Origin of the sequence: Klebsiella electrica (assembly GCF_006711645.1) — a bacterium.
Taxonomy (GTDB): Bacteria; Pseudomonadota; Gammaproteobacteria; order Enterobacterales; family Enterobacteriaceae; genus Klebsiella; species Klebsiella electrica.
The window spans coordinates 3,582,422-3,599,818 of the sequence record NZ_CP041247.1 but is presented as its reverse complement, the minus strand read 5'-3'; the positions used below and the strand labels follow the sequence as shown (position 1 = coordinate 3,599,818).

Sequence of the window (17,397 nt, the reverse complement as noted above, 5' to 3'; positions counted from 1 at the left end):
TCCGTCGCCAGTCAGAAGCGGTTTGCAGGACGTATCAAGACACTTTATCGCTAAGGGATCGCTGAATGGGCAAGGCGGTGATAGCAATTCATGGCGGGGCGGGGGCGGTTACGCGCTCAGCCCTGACGCCGGAACGGGAACGACAGTACGTGGCGGCGCTTTCAGCGATCGTCGATAGCGGGCAAAAAATGCTGGCGGCAGGCGCCAGCGCGCTGGATACGGTGACGGAAGCGGTGCGGCTGCTTGAGGAGTGTCCGCTGTTTAACGCGGGTATCGGATCGGTCTTTACCCGCGATGCAACCCATGAACTGGATGCCTGCGTGATGGACGGTAACCGGCTGCAGGCCGGGGCGGTCGCCGGGGTAAAGCATTTGCGTAATCCGGTGCTTGCCGCGCGAATGGTGCTGGAACAAAGTCCGCACGTGCTGCTGATTGGCGAGGGAGCGGAAGCGTTTGCCGTCTCCCATGGCATGGACCGGGTCGGGAACCATCTGTTTTCGACCACCGAACGGTTACTTCAGTTGCAACAGGCTCAGGCCGCCGATGAGATTGTGCTCGATCATCAAGCCGCGCCGCTTGATGAGCGCCATAAGATGGGGACCGTCGGCGCGGTGGCGCTGGATTTGGCCGGTAATCTGGCGGCGGCGACCTCGACCGGCGGCATGACCAATAAGCTCCCCGGCCGCGTCGGCGACAGCCCGTTACCGGGAGCCGGTTGCTATGCCAATAACGCCAGCGTCGCCGTCTCCTGCACCGGAACCGGCGAAGTGTTTATGCGCACGCTGGCGGCCTACGATATTGCGGCGCTGATGGAGTACGGCAATCTCAGCCTGTATGAGGCCTGTGAGCGGGTGGTGATGGAAAAACTACCGGCGCTCGGCGGCAGCGGTGGCCTGATTGCCATCGACAGAGAAGGCAACGTGGTTCTGCCATTTAACAGCGAAGGCATGTATCGGGCCTGGTGCTATGCCGGGGATACGCCGACGATTGGTATTTATCGGGAATAAGGGGGACGCACGTTGCCGCATAGTCAAGAAATCGACGCCGATGATGTTCTGGTGGTACGCGATCTGAACGTGGCGTTTCGCCAGCAGCAGGAGCGGTTTTCCGCGGTGTGGCAGCTGTCGTTTACCCTGCGACGGGGCGAAACGTTAGCCATCGTTGGCGAATCGGGTTCGGGAAAATCCGTCACCGCGCTGGCGCTGATGCGCCTGCTCGATAGGGCGGTAAGCGAGGTCAACAGCGGGGCGCTGTGGCTGCGCCGCCGCAACCATCAGGTCGTCTCCCTGAGCGAGCAGTCAGCCGCAGGAATGCGCAGCGTGCGCGGGGCGGACATGGCGATGATTTTCCAGGAGCCGATGACCTCGCTCAATCCGGTGTTTACTATCGGAGAGCAGATTGCCGAATCTATTCGTTTGCACCAGGGGCTGGGGCATGATGCGGCGCTGCGCGAAGCGAAGAAAATGCTCGATCAGGTCAGGATCCCCGAGGCGGAAACGATGCTCTCGCGCTACCCCCACCAGCTTTCCGGCGGAATGCGCCAGCGGGTGATGATCGCGATGGCGCTCTCCTGTCGTCCTGCGGTTCTGATTGCCGATGAGCCAACGACGGCGCTGGATGTGACTATCCAGGCGCAGATTCTCCGGCTCATTGCCGTGCTGCAAAAAGAGATGGCGATGGGGGTAATTTTTATTACTCACGATATGGGGGTGGTCGCCGATATTGCCGATCGGGTACTGGTGATGTACCGCGGAGAAGCGGTGGAGAGCGGCACGGTGGAGGCTATCTTCCGCGCGCCGCAGCATCCCTACACTCAGGCGCTGCTGGCCGCCGTCCCGCGGCTCGGGTCGATGCGCGGTAGCGATCTGCCGCGTCACTTTGCGTTATTGCAGCAGCCCGCCCCCGATGAGGGGGAGCAGAATACCGTCGTCGCCGGCGAACCGATTCTTAAAGTGCGCGATCTGGTGGCGCGTTTTCCGCTGCGCAGCGGCATTCTGAATCGCGTCACCCGCGAAGTCCACGCGGTGGAGAAGGTCAGCTTTGATTTGTGGCCAGGAGAGACCCTCTCTTTGGTCGGCGAGTCCGGCTGCGGGAAGTCAACCACCGGCCGGGCGTTGCTGCGGCTGGTGGCGACGCAGGGCGGGACGATAGTCTTTAACGGCGAACGGATTGATACGCTGGCAACCAGCAAACTTCAGGCGCTGCGCCGCGATATCCAGTTTATTTTCCAGGATCCGTTTGCCTCGCTCGACCCGCGACAAACCGTGGGCTATTCGATTATGGAGCCGCTGCGCGTACATGGTATGGCGGAAGGAGAGGCGGCGCGAGCGCGCGTCGCCTGGCTGCTGGAGCGGGTCGGTTTGCAACCGGAACATGCCTGGCGCTATCCGCACGAGTTTTCCGGCGGCCAGCGCCAGCGTATTTGCATCGCCCGCGCGCTGGCGCTCAATCCGAAAGTGGTGATTGCCGACGAGGCCGTGTCCGCGCTGGATGTTTCCATCCGCGCGCAGATTATTAATCTGATGCTCGATTTACAGCGCGAAATGGGCATCGCATTCCTGTTTATTTCACACGATATGGCGGTGGTTGAACGCATCAGCCATCGCGTGGCGGTGATGTATCGTGGGCGCATTGTCGAGATAGGCCCGCGGCGTGCCGTGTTTGAAAACCCGCAGCACCCTTATACCCGCAAATTGATGGCCGCCGTACCGGTCGCCGACCCGACGCATCGTCATCCGCAGCGCGTACTGCTCTCTGACGAACTGCCGGGCAATATCTATAAACGCGGGGCCGAGGTCAGCAGCATGCCGTTACAACAGGTAGGGCCGGGCCATTTTGTCGCCACGGAACCCGTCGCCGACGTGCTGGGAAGATAGCAACGACATCAACAGTACAGCCTTTCAGGAGAACAACATGACACAACGTGTATTACGCAGAGGGTTGCTGGCGCTGGTCGTCACGTTAGCGCTGGCGGCAAGCCCGGCTTTTGCCGCGAAAGACGTGGTCGTGGCGGTCGGCTCTAACTTTACGACCCTCGATCCGTATGATGCCAATGACACCCTGTCCCAGGCCGTCGCCAAATCGTTCTATCAAGGGCTGTTTGGCCTGGATAAAGAGATGAAGCTGCAAAACGTGCTGGCGGAGAGCTACACCATCTCGCCGGACGGGCTGGTTTACACCATCAAACTCCATTCCGGGGTCAAGTTCCAGGACGGCACCGACTTTAACGCCGAGGCGGTGAAGGCTAACCTCGACCGCGCCAGCAATCCTGATAATCACCTCAAGCGCTACAACCTGTATAAAAATATCGCCAGTACCGAAGCCGTTGATCCGACGACGGTGAAAATCACCCTCAAGCAGCCGTTCTCGGCGTTCATCAATATCCTGGCCCACCCGGCCACGGCGATGATCTCTCCGGCGGCGCTGAAAAAGTACGGCAAAGAGATAGGCTTCCATCCGGTGGGAACCGGGCCATATAAGCTGGACACCTGGAATCAGACCGATTTCGTGAAGGTGACGAAGTTTGCCGGTTACTGGCAGCCGGGCCTGCCGAAGCTGGACTCGATAACCTGGCGTCCGGTGGTGGATAACAACACTCGCGCGGCGATGCTGCAAACCGGCGAAGCGCAGTTCGCTTTCCCCATCCCTTATGAGCAGGCGCCGCTGCTGGAAAAAAACAGCAAGCTGGAGCTGGTGGCCAGCCCCTCTATCATGCAGCGTTATATCAGCATGAACGTGACGCAAAAGCCGTTCGATAACCCGAAAGTCCGCGAAGCTATCAACTACGCCATCAACCGCCAGGCGCTGGTCAAAGTGGCGTTCGCGGGCTATGCGACGCCGGCCACCGGTGTCGTACCGCCATCTATCGCCTATGCCGAGAGCTTCAAACCGTGGCCGTATGACCCGGCGAAAGCCCGCGAGCTGCTGAAAGAGGCCGGTTTCCCTAACGGTTTCAGCACCACGCTGTGGTCATCGCATAACCACAGTACCGCACAGAAAGTGCTGCAGTTCACCCAGCAGCAGCTGGCGCAGGTGGGGATTAAGGCCCAGTTGACGGCGATGGATGCCGGGCAGCGTGCGGCGGAAGTTGAGGGGAAAGGGCAGAAAGAGAGCGGGGTGCGGATGTTCTACACCGGCTGGTCGGCTTCAACCGGCGAAGCTGACTGGGCGCTGTCACCGCTGTTTGCTTCGCAAAACTGGCCGCCAACCCTGTTCAACACCGCGTTTTATAGCAATCCGCAGGTGGATAAAGATCTGACGGAGGCGCTGAAAACTACCGACGTGAAAGAAAAAACGCGGCTCTATAAAGAGGTGCAGGAGACTATCTGGAAAGAGTCCCCATGGGTGCCGCTGGTAGTGGAAAAACTGGTCTCGGCGCACAGCAAAAATCTGAGCGGTTTCTATATCCAGCCGGATACCGGGTTTAGCTTCGAACAGGCGGATTTAGCCCAGTGATGGACGGGACTCAGCCCCTCTCCCGCAGCGGGAGAGGAAGATGGCGTTCATGCTCGTCAGCGGCCGATGGGGATGCCAGCAAGGGGGGACGATGCTCAATTACGTGATTAAGCGTCTGCTGGGGCTGATTCCCACGCTGCTGATTGTGGCGGTGCTGGTGTTCCTGTTCGTGCATCTGTTGCCCGGCGATCCGGCGCGGTTGATTGCCGGACCGGAGGCCGATGCGCAGGTGGTGGCAATGGTGCGCCAGCAGCTGGGGCTCGACCAGCCGCTGCACGTGCAGTTCTGGCACTATATCACCAGCGTAGTGCAGGGCGATTTCGGCACCTCGATGGCGTCGCGCCGCCCGGTCAGCAGCGAAATAGCCAGCCGGTTTATGCCGACGCTGTGGCTGACGCTGGCGAGCATGAGCTGGGCGGTGGTCTTCGGCATGGCGGCGGGCATTGCGGCGGCGGTGTGGCGTAATCGCTGGCCTGACCGGCTGGGGATGGCGCTGGCGGTGACCGGTATTTCGTTTCCGGCGTTCGCGCTCGGTATGCTGCTGATGCAGGTCTTCTCGGTGGAGCTGGGCTGGCTGCCGACGGTGGGCGCCGACAGCTGGCGGCACTATATTCTGCCTTCCCTGACGCTGGGGGCGGCCGTTGCGGCGGTGATGGCGCGTTTTACCCGCGCCTCTTTTGTCGATGTCCTGCACGAAGATTATATGCGCACCGCGCGCGCCAAAGGGGTCAGTGAGACCCGGGTGGTGCTGAAACACGGTCTGCGCAACGCCATGATCCCGGTGGTGACCATGATGGGGCTGCAGTTCGGTTTTTTGCTCGGTGGGTCGATAGTGGTCGAGAAGGTCTTTAACTGGCCAGGCCTTGGGCGACTGCTGGTGGATTCGGTGGAGATGCGTGACTATCCGGTCATTCAGGCGGAAGTCCTCCTCTTTTCGCTGGAATTTATTCTTATTAATTTAGTGGTGGATGTCCTGTACGCCGCCATTAACCCGGCTATCAGGTACAAGTAAGGTGCGATTGCTCAACTGGAGAAGGCAGGCGGTTATTAACGCCATGCCGGGAGTTAGGCCCGGACAAATACGCACGCCGTGGCGTGAGTTCTGGCGGCGATTTCGTCGTCAGCCGGTGGCGATGGGCGCCGGTATATTTGTCCTGCTGCTGATTGCGGTCGCGCTCGTGGCGCCGTGGATAGCGCCGTTCGATGCGGAAAACTATTTTGATTATGACCGGCTCAACGATGGCCCGTCGATGATGCACTGGTTCGGGGTAGATTCGCTCGGGCGCGATATCTTTAGCCGGGTGCTGGTTGGCGCGCAGATTTCGCTGGCGGCCGGCGTGCTGGCGGTGCTGATCGGCGCGGCGATCGGCACCGTGCTTGGTCTGCTGGCCGGGTATTATGAAGGCTGGTGGGATCGCATCATCATGCGCATTTGCGACGTGCTGTTCGCCTTCCCGGGGATCCTGCTGGCGATTGCGGTGGTGGCGGTGATGGGCAGCGGTATGTCGAATGTGATCATTGCGGTGGCGATTTTTTCGATCCCGGCGTTTGCCCGCCTGGTGCGCGGCAATACTCTGGTGCTCAAACAGCAGACCTTTATTGAATCGGCGCGTAGCATCGGCGCCAGCGATATGACGATTCTGTTCAGCCATATTTTGCCCGGTACGGTATCGTCGATCGTGGTCTATTTCACCATGCGTATCGGGGTGTCGATTATCTCCGCCGCCAGTCTCTCTTTCCTGGGGCTCGGGGCGCAGCCGCCGACCCCGGAATGGGGAGCGATGCTCAATGAAGCGCGGGCGGATATGGTGATGGCGCCGCACGTAGCGCTGTTCCCGGCGATTGCGATTTTCCTGACGGTGCTGGCGTTTAACCTGCTCGGGGACGGCCTGCGCGATGCGCTGGATCCGAAGATAAAGGGGTAGGGTGTGACTCCCCGGTGGCGCTGGCGCTTACCGGGGCTACGGATTGGTGCGGGTTAGTGCGGATGAGTGCGGTTTTGTCGCCCGGCTCGGGTGCGATGCGCTGGAGTCGAAGATAAAGGGATAAGGTGCTGTTCCCCGGTGGCGCTGCCGCTTACCGGGGCTACGGGTGAGAGCGGTTTGGTGCGGATGAGTGCGGTTTGGTGCGGATGAGTGCGGTTTGGCGGGGATGAGTGGGATTTTGTAGCCCGGATCAGGCGCGTTAGCGCCGCAATCCGGGGATAAGAGGGCGTGGGATTAAACCCGGCTGCCCCACAGGTCGTATTCGTCGGCATGTTCGACTTTCACCCGGACGACATCGCCAGGTTTGACCTTCGTTTCGCCGTTCAGGTAGACCGCGCCGTCGATTTCCGGCGCATCGGCCATACTGCGGCCAATGGCGCCTTCTTCGTCCACTTCATCGATCAGTACCGTTATCTCGCGGCCGATTTTCTCCTGCAGGCGCTCGGCAGAGATCTGCTGTTGCAGCTGCATAAAGCGGTTCCAGCGCTCTTCTTTCACCTCTTCAGGCACCTGATCCGCCAGCTCGTTAGCGGTTGCGCCTTCAACCGGGCTGTACTTAAAGCAGCCTACGCGGTCAAGGCGAGCCTCTTTCAGGAAGTCGAGCAGCATCTGGAAATCTTCTTCCGTCTCACCCGGGAAGCCGACGATGAAGGTCGAACGCAGGGTCAGGTCAGGGCAGATTTCACGCCACTGTTTGATGCGCGCCAGCTGACGGTCGGCAGAACCCGGGCGTTTCATCAGTTTCAGAATACGCGGGCTGGCATGCTGCAGCGGGATATCCAGATATGGCAGAATTTTACCTTCCGCCATCAGCGGGATCACGTCATCGACGTGCGGGTACGGATAGACGTAGTGCAGACGGACCCAGATCCCCAGTTTCGCCAGCTCTTCACACAGGCTGACCATGCTGGTTTTTACCGGCGCGCCGTTGTGGAAACCGGTGCGGTGCTTCACATCGACGCCGTAGGCGGAGGTATCCTGAGAAATGACCAGCAGCTCTTTGACGCCGGCATCGGCCAGGCGTTTGGCTTCGGACAGCACTTCACCAATCGGACGGCTGACGAGGTCGCCGCGCATCGACGGGATAATGCAGAAGGTGCAGCGATGGTTACAGCCTTCGGAAATTTTCAGATAGGCGTAATGACGCGGCGTCAGCTTCACGCCCTGTTCTGGCACCAGGCTCAGGAACGGGTTGTGTTTAGGCTTCGGCGAATAGTGATGGACATGCTCCAGAACCTGCTCATAGCTGTGCGGCCCGGTTATCTCCAGCACTTTCGGATGTACTTCGCGAATCTGGTCTTCTTTCGCGCCCAGGCAGCCGGTCACAATAACTTTGCCATTTTCTTTTAACGCTTCGCCAATGGCTTCCAGGGACTCCTGAACGGCGCTGTCGATAAAGCCGCAGGTGTTGACGATAACCATATCGGCATTGTCGTAGGTGGGAACCACGTCATAACCTTCGGTACGCAGCTCGGTCAGGATGCGTTCTGAGTCGACGAGGTTTTTCGGGCACCCTAATGATATAAATCCAATCTTAGACATTTTTTGTACAATCATTGCTCAGGAAAACGTGGAGTATACATTATGCCGAAGCTGTTCAGCTATATCAGATGGTCAAGCGATCGTCTGGAGAAAGGGACGGCCAGCAACAGGCAGGACGCGGCGATAGAAGAACATTTTCGGCCATCAGCGGTACTTTTCCGGCGCCAGGCTATTTAGCAGCTCATGAGGCCGTTCACTGCGCTATTCAGTCAGCCAGCGGGCGGTGATTTCCCGTACTTTATTCCGCGTTCTGAACAGGTAAAAATCCAGGATGTCTGTCATGGCAGAATGCAGGAAGGAGATGGCGGGGACTTATTTTTGCGCATAAGACCCCGCGCTTGACATTAATACCTTTCAGGGACAATCATATTATCCGGCACCGGGTGACGATGGTACTCAGGATTGCGTTTGCGCGGTGGGAGGGTAATGATATGACTTTCGCCTTCCTCGTACGGCACCTGATGCAGCAGATGGCTGATGCAGTTGAGCCGCGCCTTTTTCTTATCCACCCCCTGAACCACCCACCAGGGCGCTTCCGGAATGTTAGTGCGCTCTAACATCACCTCTTTGGCTTCGGTGTAGTCCTCCCAACGACGACGGCTTTCCAGATCCATCGGGCTGAGCTTCCACTGCTTAAGCGGATCATGAATGCGGCTGAGGAAACGCAACTCCTGCTCATCATCGGTAATCGAGAACCAGTATTTGACAATCTGGATCCCGCTACGGGTCAGCATTTTCTCAAACTCCGGCACGCTGCGGAAAAACTCTTCGTACTCTTCGTCGCTACAAAACCCCATGACCCGCTCGACACCGGCGCGGTTGTACCAACTGCGGTCGAACAGCACCATTTCACCCGCCGCCGGCAGGTGGGCGATATAGCGCTGGAAATACCACTGGGTACGTTCACGGTCGTTTGGCGCAGGCAGCGCCGCCACGCGGCAGGTACGTGGATTCAGACGCTGGGTGATACGTTTGATCACGCCGCCTTTACCCGCCGCATCGCGCCCTTCGAAGATGATAACCAGCCGGTGGCCGGTGCGCATTACCCAGTCCTGCAGTTTCACCAGCTCCCCCTGCAGGTGCAGCAATTCACGGAAGTACTGTTTGCGCCAGGCTTTCTTCTGATCGCTGTCCACTTCCGCATCGTCAAAACGCAAATCGTCCAGCTCCATCTCCAGCTCTTCGTCATAGCTGTCGTAAAATTCCTGTAGCAGACGCTGGTTGAAGGTGTCGTCGCGATTAAATTCATGCATAGACATAATCGTTTTCCGTATTGGCCTGTTAGATGTTGGTGAAAATCCAGTAAAGCGTCGCCGACAGCAATACTGAAACGGGCAGGGTGAGCACCCATGCCATTAGCAGGTTGCGCAGGGTGGACATCTGCAGGCCGGAGCGGTTGGCCGCCATGGTGCCAGCGATGCCTGAGGACAGGACATGAGTGGTCGATACCGGCAGACCGAAGGCATCCGCCGCGCCAATGGTCGCCATGGCGACCAGTTCAGCGCTGGCGCCCTGAGCATAGGTCAGGTGGGATTTGCCGATTTTCTCACCGACCGTCACCACAATACGTCGCCAACCCACCATGGTGCCGAGACCGAGGGCGATAGCCACCACCACTTTCACCCAGAACGGGATAAAGCGGGTGGCGTTGTCCAGCTCGCTTTTCAGGGCGTCCAGGTTGTGCTGTGAACGGGTGGCGATTTGCAGCTGTTTCTCGGATTTCAAATGTTTGATGGTTTCCGACGCCAGGTACATATCGTTACGGGTGTTGGATACCGCCTGGGCCGGGATCTTGCTGACCGAACCGTACTGGCGGATCTGATCGCCGATGGCGCCAACCATCTGTGCCAGTGCCGGCATGACGTCCGGGGTCAGTTCGCTGGTACGTACGTAGCTGGTCAGGACCTCACGAGGCTGTACCTGATTCACCGCCGGGAATTGCTGCAGTAAATCGTTGCGGGTCACTTCAGCCAGCGCGGCCACCCGCGGAATTTGTTCCGGCGGCATCGAGCGGTTCAGAGCGTAAGCAATCGGCATGGTACCCACCAGGATAAGCATAATCAGCCCCATACCTTTCTGCCCGTCGTTGGAGCCGTGGGCGAAGGAGACGCCGGTACAGGTGAGGATCAGCAGACCACGGATCCACAGCGGAGGAGGCATGTCGCCCTTGGGAGAGGTGTACAGCTGGCGGTTTTTAACCAACGCCTTCATCACCAGCAGCAGCAGGGCGGCGAACACAAAGCCAATCGCCGGGGACAGCAGTAGCGCATAGCCCACTTTTATCGCCTGCGCCCAGTCGACGCCGCTGGTCCCGGTACGTCCGTGGATCAAGGCGTTAGCCACACCGACGCCAATAATGGAGCCAATAAGAGTGTGTGACGACGACGCCGGTAACCCGAGCCACCAGGTGCCGAGGTTCCAGATGATCGCCGAGAACAGCAGGGCATATACCATAGCGAAGCCGTTGCCGGTGCCAGCCTGCAGGATAAGCTCCACCGGCAGCAGCGAAATGATGCCGAAGGCCACCACTCCGCTGGACAGCAGCACGCCGAGGAAGTTGAAGAAACCGGACCAGATCACCGCCACCATCGGCGACAGCGAGTGGGTATAAATCACGGTCGCCACAGCGTTGGCGGTATCGTGAAAGCCGTTAACAAATTCAAAACCTAACGCTATCAGCAACGCTAATCCCAGCAGGAGAAAAGGGATGTAATCGGTGTATACCGCGCCAGCATCATTGACATCATTAAAGAGGTTTATCCCCGCAAACGCTATGCCGATCGCTAATAAAAAAACAAAAAAAAGAACAGTTAACCGACTGTTCTTTTGGTGTATTTTAGGAAGGCTGGCTGTAGCCTCTCCGTTAGATTGAATAGCGTTATTCTCGCTCATAAATTACCTTTTAAAAACTAATTAATATATTGTTTACAACAGTTCGCAGGTCGGATTATTGTGGGGCAACATTACACATTTATTTCAAAATAATTAAATGTGTATAAAAACCCGCTTTATTGCCTGGTCATTAAACAAAAAGAAAAAATAACTTTAGTTAATATTCATCACTGCTATACGACAGATAACCGAATTAATACTCTGCTGGTTTTATTAAATTCAGCCACATATACATTACATCACACAAATAGCATCAGGTGGTTTAATCTGATAAATAACAGGTTACTGCGGTGGCATCCGCTCACGGGAGGGCGTAACCTTGCCGCCAGCGGACAGGTTTTTCTCTCTGTCCAAAGAAGGGGGAAGCGAAACGGGGCTGGTTGCTGAGAACGGGCCCCTCTTTTTTACGCTGGCTGGCGTTTTACTCAGACGTTTTCGCACAAGGTTCTATCAGATCCTCGAAGGCGAATCCGCGGTATGGTTTAATCGACTTAAGGACAATATAGCTTGATAGATTTGAGACTTTGGGGCCTATTTTTAATAGTTCATCAGAGAGCAGTTGATAGGCGCTGATATCAGGGCAAATAAAATGCGCCAGATAGTCTATCGGGCCACTAACTTTTGTACAATTAACAACATAGCGCATTGACTGAATGGCTGATTCGAACAGCTCGAAGTCCTCCAGGCTATGGTTGTTTAATGTTATTGCTGCGATAACATCAACATACCGGCATAATTTAGCAAGTTCAATGTGTGTTTGATAACCAATTATCACTCCCGCCTTTTCCATCCGTCTTACGCGGCTCAGACATGGGCTGGCGGATAAACCGACAGAATCGGCAAGTTCCTGATTAGTAATTCGTCCGTTTTTTTGTAGCTTGCTAAGTATTTTTAAATCAATTCTGTCCAGCGTCAGCGAACCATCACTATCTTTCATAAAGCCTCCAAACGTTTCAGGCAATAAACGTTAATATTTCATACATAAGTAAAATATATGCAATGGTCCGTAGCAGAGTTCTTTCTCTTATTTTAAAACTGGCGCAGCGCCTGTTTTTTAAGCAAATAAAGAATTTCAGCAATTCCTGTTTTCCAGGGGCTGTTATATCGAAACAAATTTCGAATATCTCGTCAACTTCGGCAGGACTTTTTCAGGTTTATTTCTGTAGGGTGGAAGGTAATCAATCAGGCGTTAATCGAGAAAGAGGTTGTTATCATGAAACATGGGGTATCTTTAAAACTACGCCTGATGCGTAAAAAACCGATAGACGATATGGTTGAAGACGCTTCTGCTCACGGAAGCAAACTTGGGCGTTCAATTACACTTTTCCAGTTAACCATGTTTGGCGTCGGCGCGACTATCGGCACGGGTATTTTCTTCGTGTTGAGTGAGCAGGTGCCGGTAGCCGGGCCTGCGGTTCTGATTGCTTTTCTGATTGCCGGGCTGACGGCGGGTCTGACGGCACTATGCTATGCCGAGATGAGTTCGATGATTCCTGCTTCCGGATCCTCTTATTCATACGCTTACGTGACGCTCGGGGAAGGTATCGCTTTTCTGGTCGCCGCCTGTTTGATCCTCGAATATGGCATTTCGGCGGCGGCTGTCGCTATTGGCTGGAGCGAGTATCTCCACAATCTTATTTTTAATATTAGCGGTCTTGAACTCCCCCGTTGGATGCTCTCGGCACCACTGGTTGCGGAAGGCTACAATCTGAAGCCGGGGGGCGATGGCCTGATTAATCTGCCCGCCGCCTGTCTTGTTTTTCTCTGTTGTCTCCTGCTGATGCGAGGGTCGAAAGAGTCTGCCCGAACCAATGCCATTATGGTGGTTATCAAACTCGGGGTGTTACTTCTGTTTATTGCCCTCGCGGCGACATCGTTTAATGCCGGTAATTTATTACCGTTTGCTCCTCATGGATTTGCCGGTATTAGCGCCGCCGCAGGCTCTATCTTTTTCACCTTTGTGGGCCTTGATGCGGTATCCACCGCGGGTGAAGAGGTCAAAAACCCGAAACGTAATTTACCGATTGCTATTATTAGCGCGCTGCTTATTGTCACGGTTTTTTATATCCTCGTGGCGTTAATGGCTTTGGGGGCGCAGTCGCAGAGCGAATTTAAGGGACAAGAGGCTGGACTTGCGCTGATCCTGCAGCATATTACCGGTGCAACCTGGCCTGCCGTTGTGCTTTCTGCCGGCGCCGTCGTCTCCGTTTTTTCTATCACCCTGGTCGTGCTGTACGGACAGACCCGGATTCTGTTTGCCATGTCGCGCGATGGTTTGTTGCCAAAGATTTTTCATAAAGTGAATCCGCGAACGATGACGCCGAATATGAATACCGCGATCGTCGCCTGCTTTGTGTCGGCAATTGCGGCATTTTTACCCTCATCAATACTATGGGATTTAACCAGCATGGGAACGCTGGTCGCCTTCACGGTAGTGTCTGCGGGAGTGATCGTTTTACGTTACTCGCAGCCCGATGCACCGCGTGGTTTTAAGGTGCCTTTCTTTCCGCTGTTACCGATTCTCAGCATTATTGCCTGCCTGTATTTGATTTCCAGCCTGTCGCTGATTGTATTCAAGCTGACCGCCATCTGGGCAATCCTGGCGGCGCTGTTTTACCTGACATATTCCGTTCGCCACTCGCGACTGGAGAAAAAACGCGACGGACAAAATCTGGCGAATAGCGAGGTGGCGGAATGAAATATCTGGTGGGTTTTTCAGCCGACCAGAGTGGTCTGGAGGCATTGCAACTGGCCGCCGTTTTAGCCCGCACGACCCACGGCAGCCTGGTGGTATGCACGCTGGTCCCCGAGGCGTGGGACCATCCCTCACTGGCGCGTATTGATCAGGAGTACGCCAGTTTTCTCTATCAGCATGCCGACCGTGCCCTGGCCTGCGCAAAGGCCGCGTTGCCTGCGGATATTTCAGCGGATTTCATTGCCCGCTCTGTCCCTTCCACCAGTGAAGGGCTCCTGCGAACCGCCAGCGAACTCTCGGCGGATTGTATCGTTATGGGATCGGCCCGGTCAGCGATTAAAGGGCGGTTTGATAGCGGGAGCGTGACGACCAATATGCTACAGAGCGCGGGGCTGCCGGTCATTTTAACGCCGCGCGGATTTACCGTCGCAGATAACGCGGTTGTACAGCGTATCACCTGCGCGGTTTCTGGTTCAGAGCACTCGCCGTTACTGGCGGAGCAGGCCGGCGAAATTGCGGCAACATTTGGCGTCAGCCTGAGACTCGCCACCTTTATTGTCCGTGATAAACAGATGTATCCAACGGGCGTGGGCTACAGCGCGGAGAACCAGGTCGCCAATCAGCTGCGCGTTCAGGCGCAGGCCGCGCATGATGCGATTCAACATGACTGGCATTCACCCGTTGTGCTTAGCAGCGTGCTTGGCGATGGCGAGGACTGGAAATCCGCGCTCGGCAGTATCGACTGGGAAGAGACGGAGTTGCTGATTATCGGCTCCAGCGATCGGGGGCAACTGATGCGGGTCTTCCTGGGCTCAAACGCCGGGAAGATTGCCCGTTTTGCCACCGTTCCGCGCCTCGTGCTCCCGCGGCGACCTGACTGAGTATCCCTGTTTATGCTTATGCGCATCGGTGACCGCTTGCCCTGGCGGGTAAGGGCATCAGCGATGGCAGACATTCTGTTTCAGATTTTCCAGAACGTAAGAAGGCGAATATCGTGAATATTATCTCTACCTCGGTTTATGTTGGTCCTAATACTTTTGCCAGAACTCCACTTATTCGCTTGTGCGTGGATGTGAATCCGCTCTATGCCAGCAAGCTTAATGCCCAGGGGAAGGCCGTTTTTGACGCGTTGAAAGCAGCAATACCGGGAATTTTCGCCGCTGAGGGTGAGGCGTTGCCCGGCGTGCAGGTTGAGGCGACCGGCGGGTTAATCGCGCTGATCGCGCTGCATTTACAGCGTCTGACCGGACTGGATGGCGAGCTGGCCTTTGCCATTGCCAGCGACCATGAAAATGAGGTCGAGGTCCTCTATAGCTATGAGTCGGAGGATATCGGACTGGAGGCGGGGGAGGTGGCCTGCGATATGCTGGCGGAACTGGCCCGCGCCGATGAACAGAGCGCCCCCGTGGATTTAGCTGACCATGTCGCACGTTTTATTCGCTATGCCGACAAATATTCGCTTGGACCTTCAGCGCTTGAACTGGTCCGGGCGGCGCAGGCGCGCGGTATCCCCTGGTATCGTCTTAACGACGCCAGCCTGATTCAGGTGGGACAGGGGAAATATCAAAAACGCATCGAAGCCGCGTTGACCAGCCAGACCTCCCATATCGCAGTGGAAATTGCCTCAGATAAAAATATATGTAACCAGTTACTGGGCGACTTAGGGCTCCCGGTCCCGCAACAGCGCGTGGTCTATGATGGGGAGGAGGCCCTGTCGGCCGCCAGACGTATCGGCTACCCGGTGGTGATAAAACCGCTGGACGGTAATCATGGCCGTGGCGTGACCGTCAATATCGCTGACGATGAGGCGGTTGAAATGGCCTTTACCGTCGCCAACGACGAAGGTAGCGCGGTGGTGGTGGAAAGCATGATAGCCGGCGACGACCATCGTCTGCTGGTGGTGAATGGCGAACTGGTCGCGGCAGCTCGCCGGGTGCCTGGTCACGTTGTTGGTGATGGCGTCCATACCATCAGCGCGCTGGTAGAAAAGGTTAATCAGGATCCGCGTCGCGGGATTGGTCATGAAAATGTCCTGACCCGGCTGGATCTGGATGAGCGGGCTCTGGCGCTGCTGGCGCTACGCGGTTATCACGCGGAAAGCGTTCCGCCGCTGGGCGAGGAGGTTTATCTGCGCAAAACCGCCAATATCTCAACCGGAGGTACGGCTGTCGATGTTACCGATATTATCCATCCAGATAACAAATTGATGGCAGAGCGCGCTATTCGTGCGGTTGGTCTGGATATTGGCGCAGTGGATTTCCTGACATCGGATATCACCAAAAGCTATCGTGAAACCGGTGGGGCCATCTGTGAGATCAATGCCGGACCCGGCCTGCGGATGCATATCTCGCCATCGGAAGGTAAGCCGCGTGATGTCGGCGGAAAAATTATGGATATGCTGTTCCCGGCAGGCAGCCAAAGTCGGGTGCCGATTGCCGCGCTGACCGGCACCAATGGCAAAACAACCTGCGCGCGTATGCTGAGCCATATCCTGAAAATGGCCGGTCATATTGTTGGTCAGACCTCCACCGATGCGGTTTATATCGATGGCAATGTCACGGTTAAGGGCGACATGACGGGGCCGGTCTCCGCCAGGATGGTCTTACGCGATCCGGCGGTAGATATCGCCGTGCTGGAAACGGCCCGCGGCGGCATCGTCCGTTCCGGGTTGGGGTATATGTACTGCGATGTCGGGGCGGTGCTCAATATCTCCTCGGATCACCTTGGTCTCGGCGGCGTTGACACCCTTGATGAGCTGGCCAAAGTGAAACGGGTTATCGCCGAGATTTCCCATGACACGGTCGTGCTGAACGCCGATAACGAATACACGTTAAAAATGGCGGCACATTCACCCGCAAAACACATCATGTACGTGACGCGTAATCGCGACCATATGTTGGTGCGCGAGCATATCCGTCTGGGCAAACGCGCGGTCGTGCTGGAGCAGGGGCTGAACGGAGAGCAAATCGTTATTTATGATAACGGAATGCAGCTCCCCCTGATGTGGACCCATGTCATCCCGGCCACGCTGGAAGGTAAAGCCCTGCACAACGTCGAGAATGCGATGTTCGCCGCAGGGATGGCGTATGCGCTGGGGAAAACACTCGATCAGATCCGTAATGGTTTGCGGACCTTCGATAACACATTTTTCCAGTCGCCGGGACGGATGAACGTCTTCGACGCGCATGGTTTCCGGGCCATTCTCGACTACGGTCACAACGAGGCCGCCGTCGGGGCGATGGTTGATCTTGTCGAGCGCCTGCAACCGCGTGGCAAAAAAATTGTCGGCGTGACCTGCCCGGGCGACAGACGTGACGAGGATGTCACCGCCATCGCGGCAAAAGTAGCAGGGCATTTCGACCGCTATATCTGCCATCGCGATGACGGCTTACGGGGACGTGCTCCGGATGAAATGCCGCGGCTGATGCGCGCCGCGCTGATTGCGCACGGCGTGGATGACTCGGCGATCCACATTGTTGAACAGGAAGAGGACGCGCTGAATACCCTGCTGGGGATGGCCGACCGCGACGATCTGGTTCTGTTCTTTTGCGAAAATATCACCCGTTCGTGGAAGCAGATCATTCATTTCAAACCTTCCTTCGCCGACACAACAGAGCGTGTCGTGTCTGCGCATTATCTCCAGGAACAGGCTTGCGATGTGCCTGACGGCTATAAAGTCATTAGCGACGCGCGTGGTTTACTGATTATTCCTGACGCTGGACAGCCCAACTGAGAAACTTATGACCAATTGCATGAACCCCGATAATGGCAGATGTCCCAGACTTGCGGTCATTGGCGGCAGACTGGAGGACGACAACGCGGCAATCT

Annotated in this window: 12 protein-coding genes; 8 read left to right on the top strand and 4 right to left on the bottom strand. The window is 56.5% G+C overall.

Going from position 1 to position 17,397, the window contains the following annotated elements; genetic code table 11:
* Positions 1 to 65: 65 nt before the first annotated feature.
* The 5 genes from iaaA (at position 66) to gsiD (ending at position 6,380) form a co-directional block, all read left to right on the top strand.
* Positions 66 to 1,007, top strand: a complete 942-nt coding sequence (iaaA, locus tag Electrica_RS17190; RefSeq protein WP_100684020.1) for a beta-aspartyl-peptidase — start codon at positions 66 to 68, stop codon at positions 1,005 to 1,007.
* 12 nt (positions 1,008 to 1,019) lie between these two features.
* Positions 1,020 to 2,876 (top strand): glutathione ABC transporter ATP-binding protein GsiA, encoded by a 1,857-nt coding sequence (gene gsiA, locus Electrica_RS17185; protein WP_141965030.1) that lies wholly within the window; start codon positions 1,020 to 1,022, stop codon positions 2,874 to 2,876.
* Positions 2,877 to 2,913: 37 nt separating this feature from the next.
* Positions 2,914 to 4,455: a glutathione ABC transporter substrate-binding protein GsiB gene (gene gsiB, locus Electrica_RS17180; protein WP_141965029.1), complete on the top strand. Its 1,542-nt coding sequence runs from the start codon at positions 2,914 to 2,916 to the stop codon at positions 4,453 to 4,455.
* Positions 4,456 to 4,546: 91 nt separating this feature from the next.
* A complete protein-coding gene (gene gsiC / locus Electrica_RS17175) occupies positions 4,547 to 5,467 on the top strand; it encodes a glutathione ABC transporter permease GsiC (RefSeq protein ID WP_100684017.1) in 921 nt (306 codons plus the stop codon).
* Between the two features lies 1 nt (position 5,468).
* Positions 5,469 to 6,380 (top strand): glutathione ABC transporter permease GsiD, encoded by a 912-nt coding sequence (gene gsiD / locus Electrica_RS17170; RefSeq protein WP_100684016.1) that lies wholly within the window; start codon positions 5,469 to 5,471, stop codon positions 6,378 to 6,380.
* Between the two features lie 294 nt (positions 6,381 to 6,674).
* Here the strand turns inward: gsiD and rimO are convergent, their stop codons facing one another.
* The 4 genes from rimO to Electrica_RS17150 form a co-directional block, all read right to left on the bottom strand.
* Positions 6,675 to 7,997 (bottom strand): 30S ribosomal protein S12 methylthiotransferase RimO, encoded by a 1,323-nt coding sequence (gene rimO, locus Electrica_RS17165; protein ID WP_191119332.1) that lies wholly within the window; start codon positions 7,995 to 7,997, stop codon positions 6,675 to 6,677.
* Between the two features lie 329 nt (positions 7,998 to 8,326).
* A complete protein-coding gene (gene ppk2, locus Electrica_RS17160; protein ID WP_131047744.1) occupies positions 8,327 to 9,241 on the bottom strand; it encodes a polyphosphate kinase 2 in 915 nt (304 codons plus the stop codon).
* 22 nt (positions 9,242 to 9,263) lie between these two features.
* Entirely contained in the window at positions 9,264 to 10,874 is a 1,611-nt protein-coding gene (locus tag Electrica_RS17155; RefSeq protein ID WP_131047745.1) for an inorganic phosphate transporter, read from the bottom strand.
* Between the two features lie 421 nt (positions 10,875 to 11,295).
* A complete protein-coding gene (locus tag Electrica_RS17150; protein WP_131048278.1) occupies positions 11,296 to 11,811 on the bottom strand; it encodes an Lrp/AsnC family transcriptional regulator in 516 nt (171 codons plus the stop codon).
* 276 nt (positions 11,812 to 12,087) lie between these two features.
* On the opposite strand from Electrica_RS17150, the gene Electrica_RS17145 reads away from it, so the two are divergent.
* The 3 genes from Electrica_RS17145 (at position 12,088) to cphA (ending at position 17,302) form a co-directional block, all read left to right on the top strand.
* On the top strand, positions 12,088 to 13,572 hold the full coding sequence (locus tag Electrica_RS17145; protein WP_131048279.1) for an amino acid permease: 1,485 nt from the start codon (positions 12,088 to 12,090) through the stop codon (positions 13,570 to 13,572).
* Positions 13,569 to 14,450, top strand: a complete 882-nt coding sequence (locus tag Electrica_RS17140) for a universal stress protein (RefSeq protein WP_141965028.1) — start codon at positions 13,569 to 13,571, stop codon at positions 14,448 to 14,450. Before Electrica_RS17145 ends, Electrica_RS17140 begins: the two co-directional genes overlap by 4 nt.
* Positions 14,451 to 14,563: 113 nt before the next feature.
* Positions 14,564 to 17,302, top strand: coding sequence for a cyanophycin synthetase (gene cphA, locus Electrica_RS17135; protein WP_141965027.1), 2,739 nt, complete (start codon positions 14,564 to 14,566; stop codon positions 17,300 to 17,302).
* Positions 17,303 to 17,397: the final 95 nt, after the last annotated feature.

Coding starts and splice junctions, on each gene's coding strand:
- Electrica_RS17150 (WP_131048278.1), bottom strand. CDS start 11,811: ATGAAAGATAGTGATGGTTCGCTGACGCTGGACAGAATTGATTTAAAA.
- ppk2 (WP_131047744.1), bottom strand. CDS start 9,241: ATGTCTATGCATGAATTTAATCGCGACGACACCTTCAACCAGCGTCTG.
- gsiC (WP_100684017.1), top strand. CDS start 4,547: ATGCTCAATTACGTGATTAAGCGTCTGCTGGGGCTGATTCCCACGCTG.
- rimO (WP_191119332.1), bottom strand. CDS start 7,997: ATGATTGTACAAAAAATGTCTAAGATTGGATTTATATCATTAGGGTGC.
- gsiB (WP_141965029.1), top strand. CDS start 2,914: ATGACACAACGTGTATTACGCAGAGGGTTGCTGGCGCTGGTCGTCACG.
- Electrica_RS17140 (WP_141965028.1), top strand. CDS start 13,569: ATGAAATATCTGGTGGGTTTTTCAGCCGACCAGAGTGGTCTGGAGGCA.
- iaaA (WP_100684020.1), top strand. CDS start 66: ATGGGCAAGGCGGTGATAGCAATTCATGGCGGGGCGGGGGCGGTTACG.
- Electrica_RS17145 (WP_131048279.1), top strand. CDS start 12,088: ATGAAACATGGGGTATCTTTAAAACTACGCCTGATGCGTAAAAAACCG.
- Electrica_RS17155 (WP_131047745.1), bottom strand. CDS start 10,874: ATGAGCGAGAATAACGCTATTCAATCTAACGGAGAGGCTACAGCCAGC.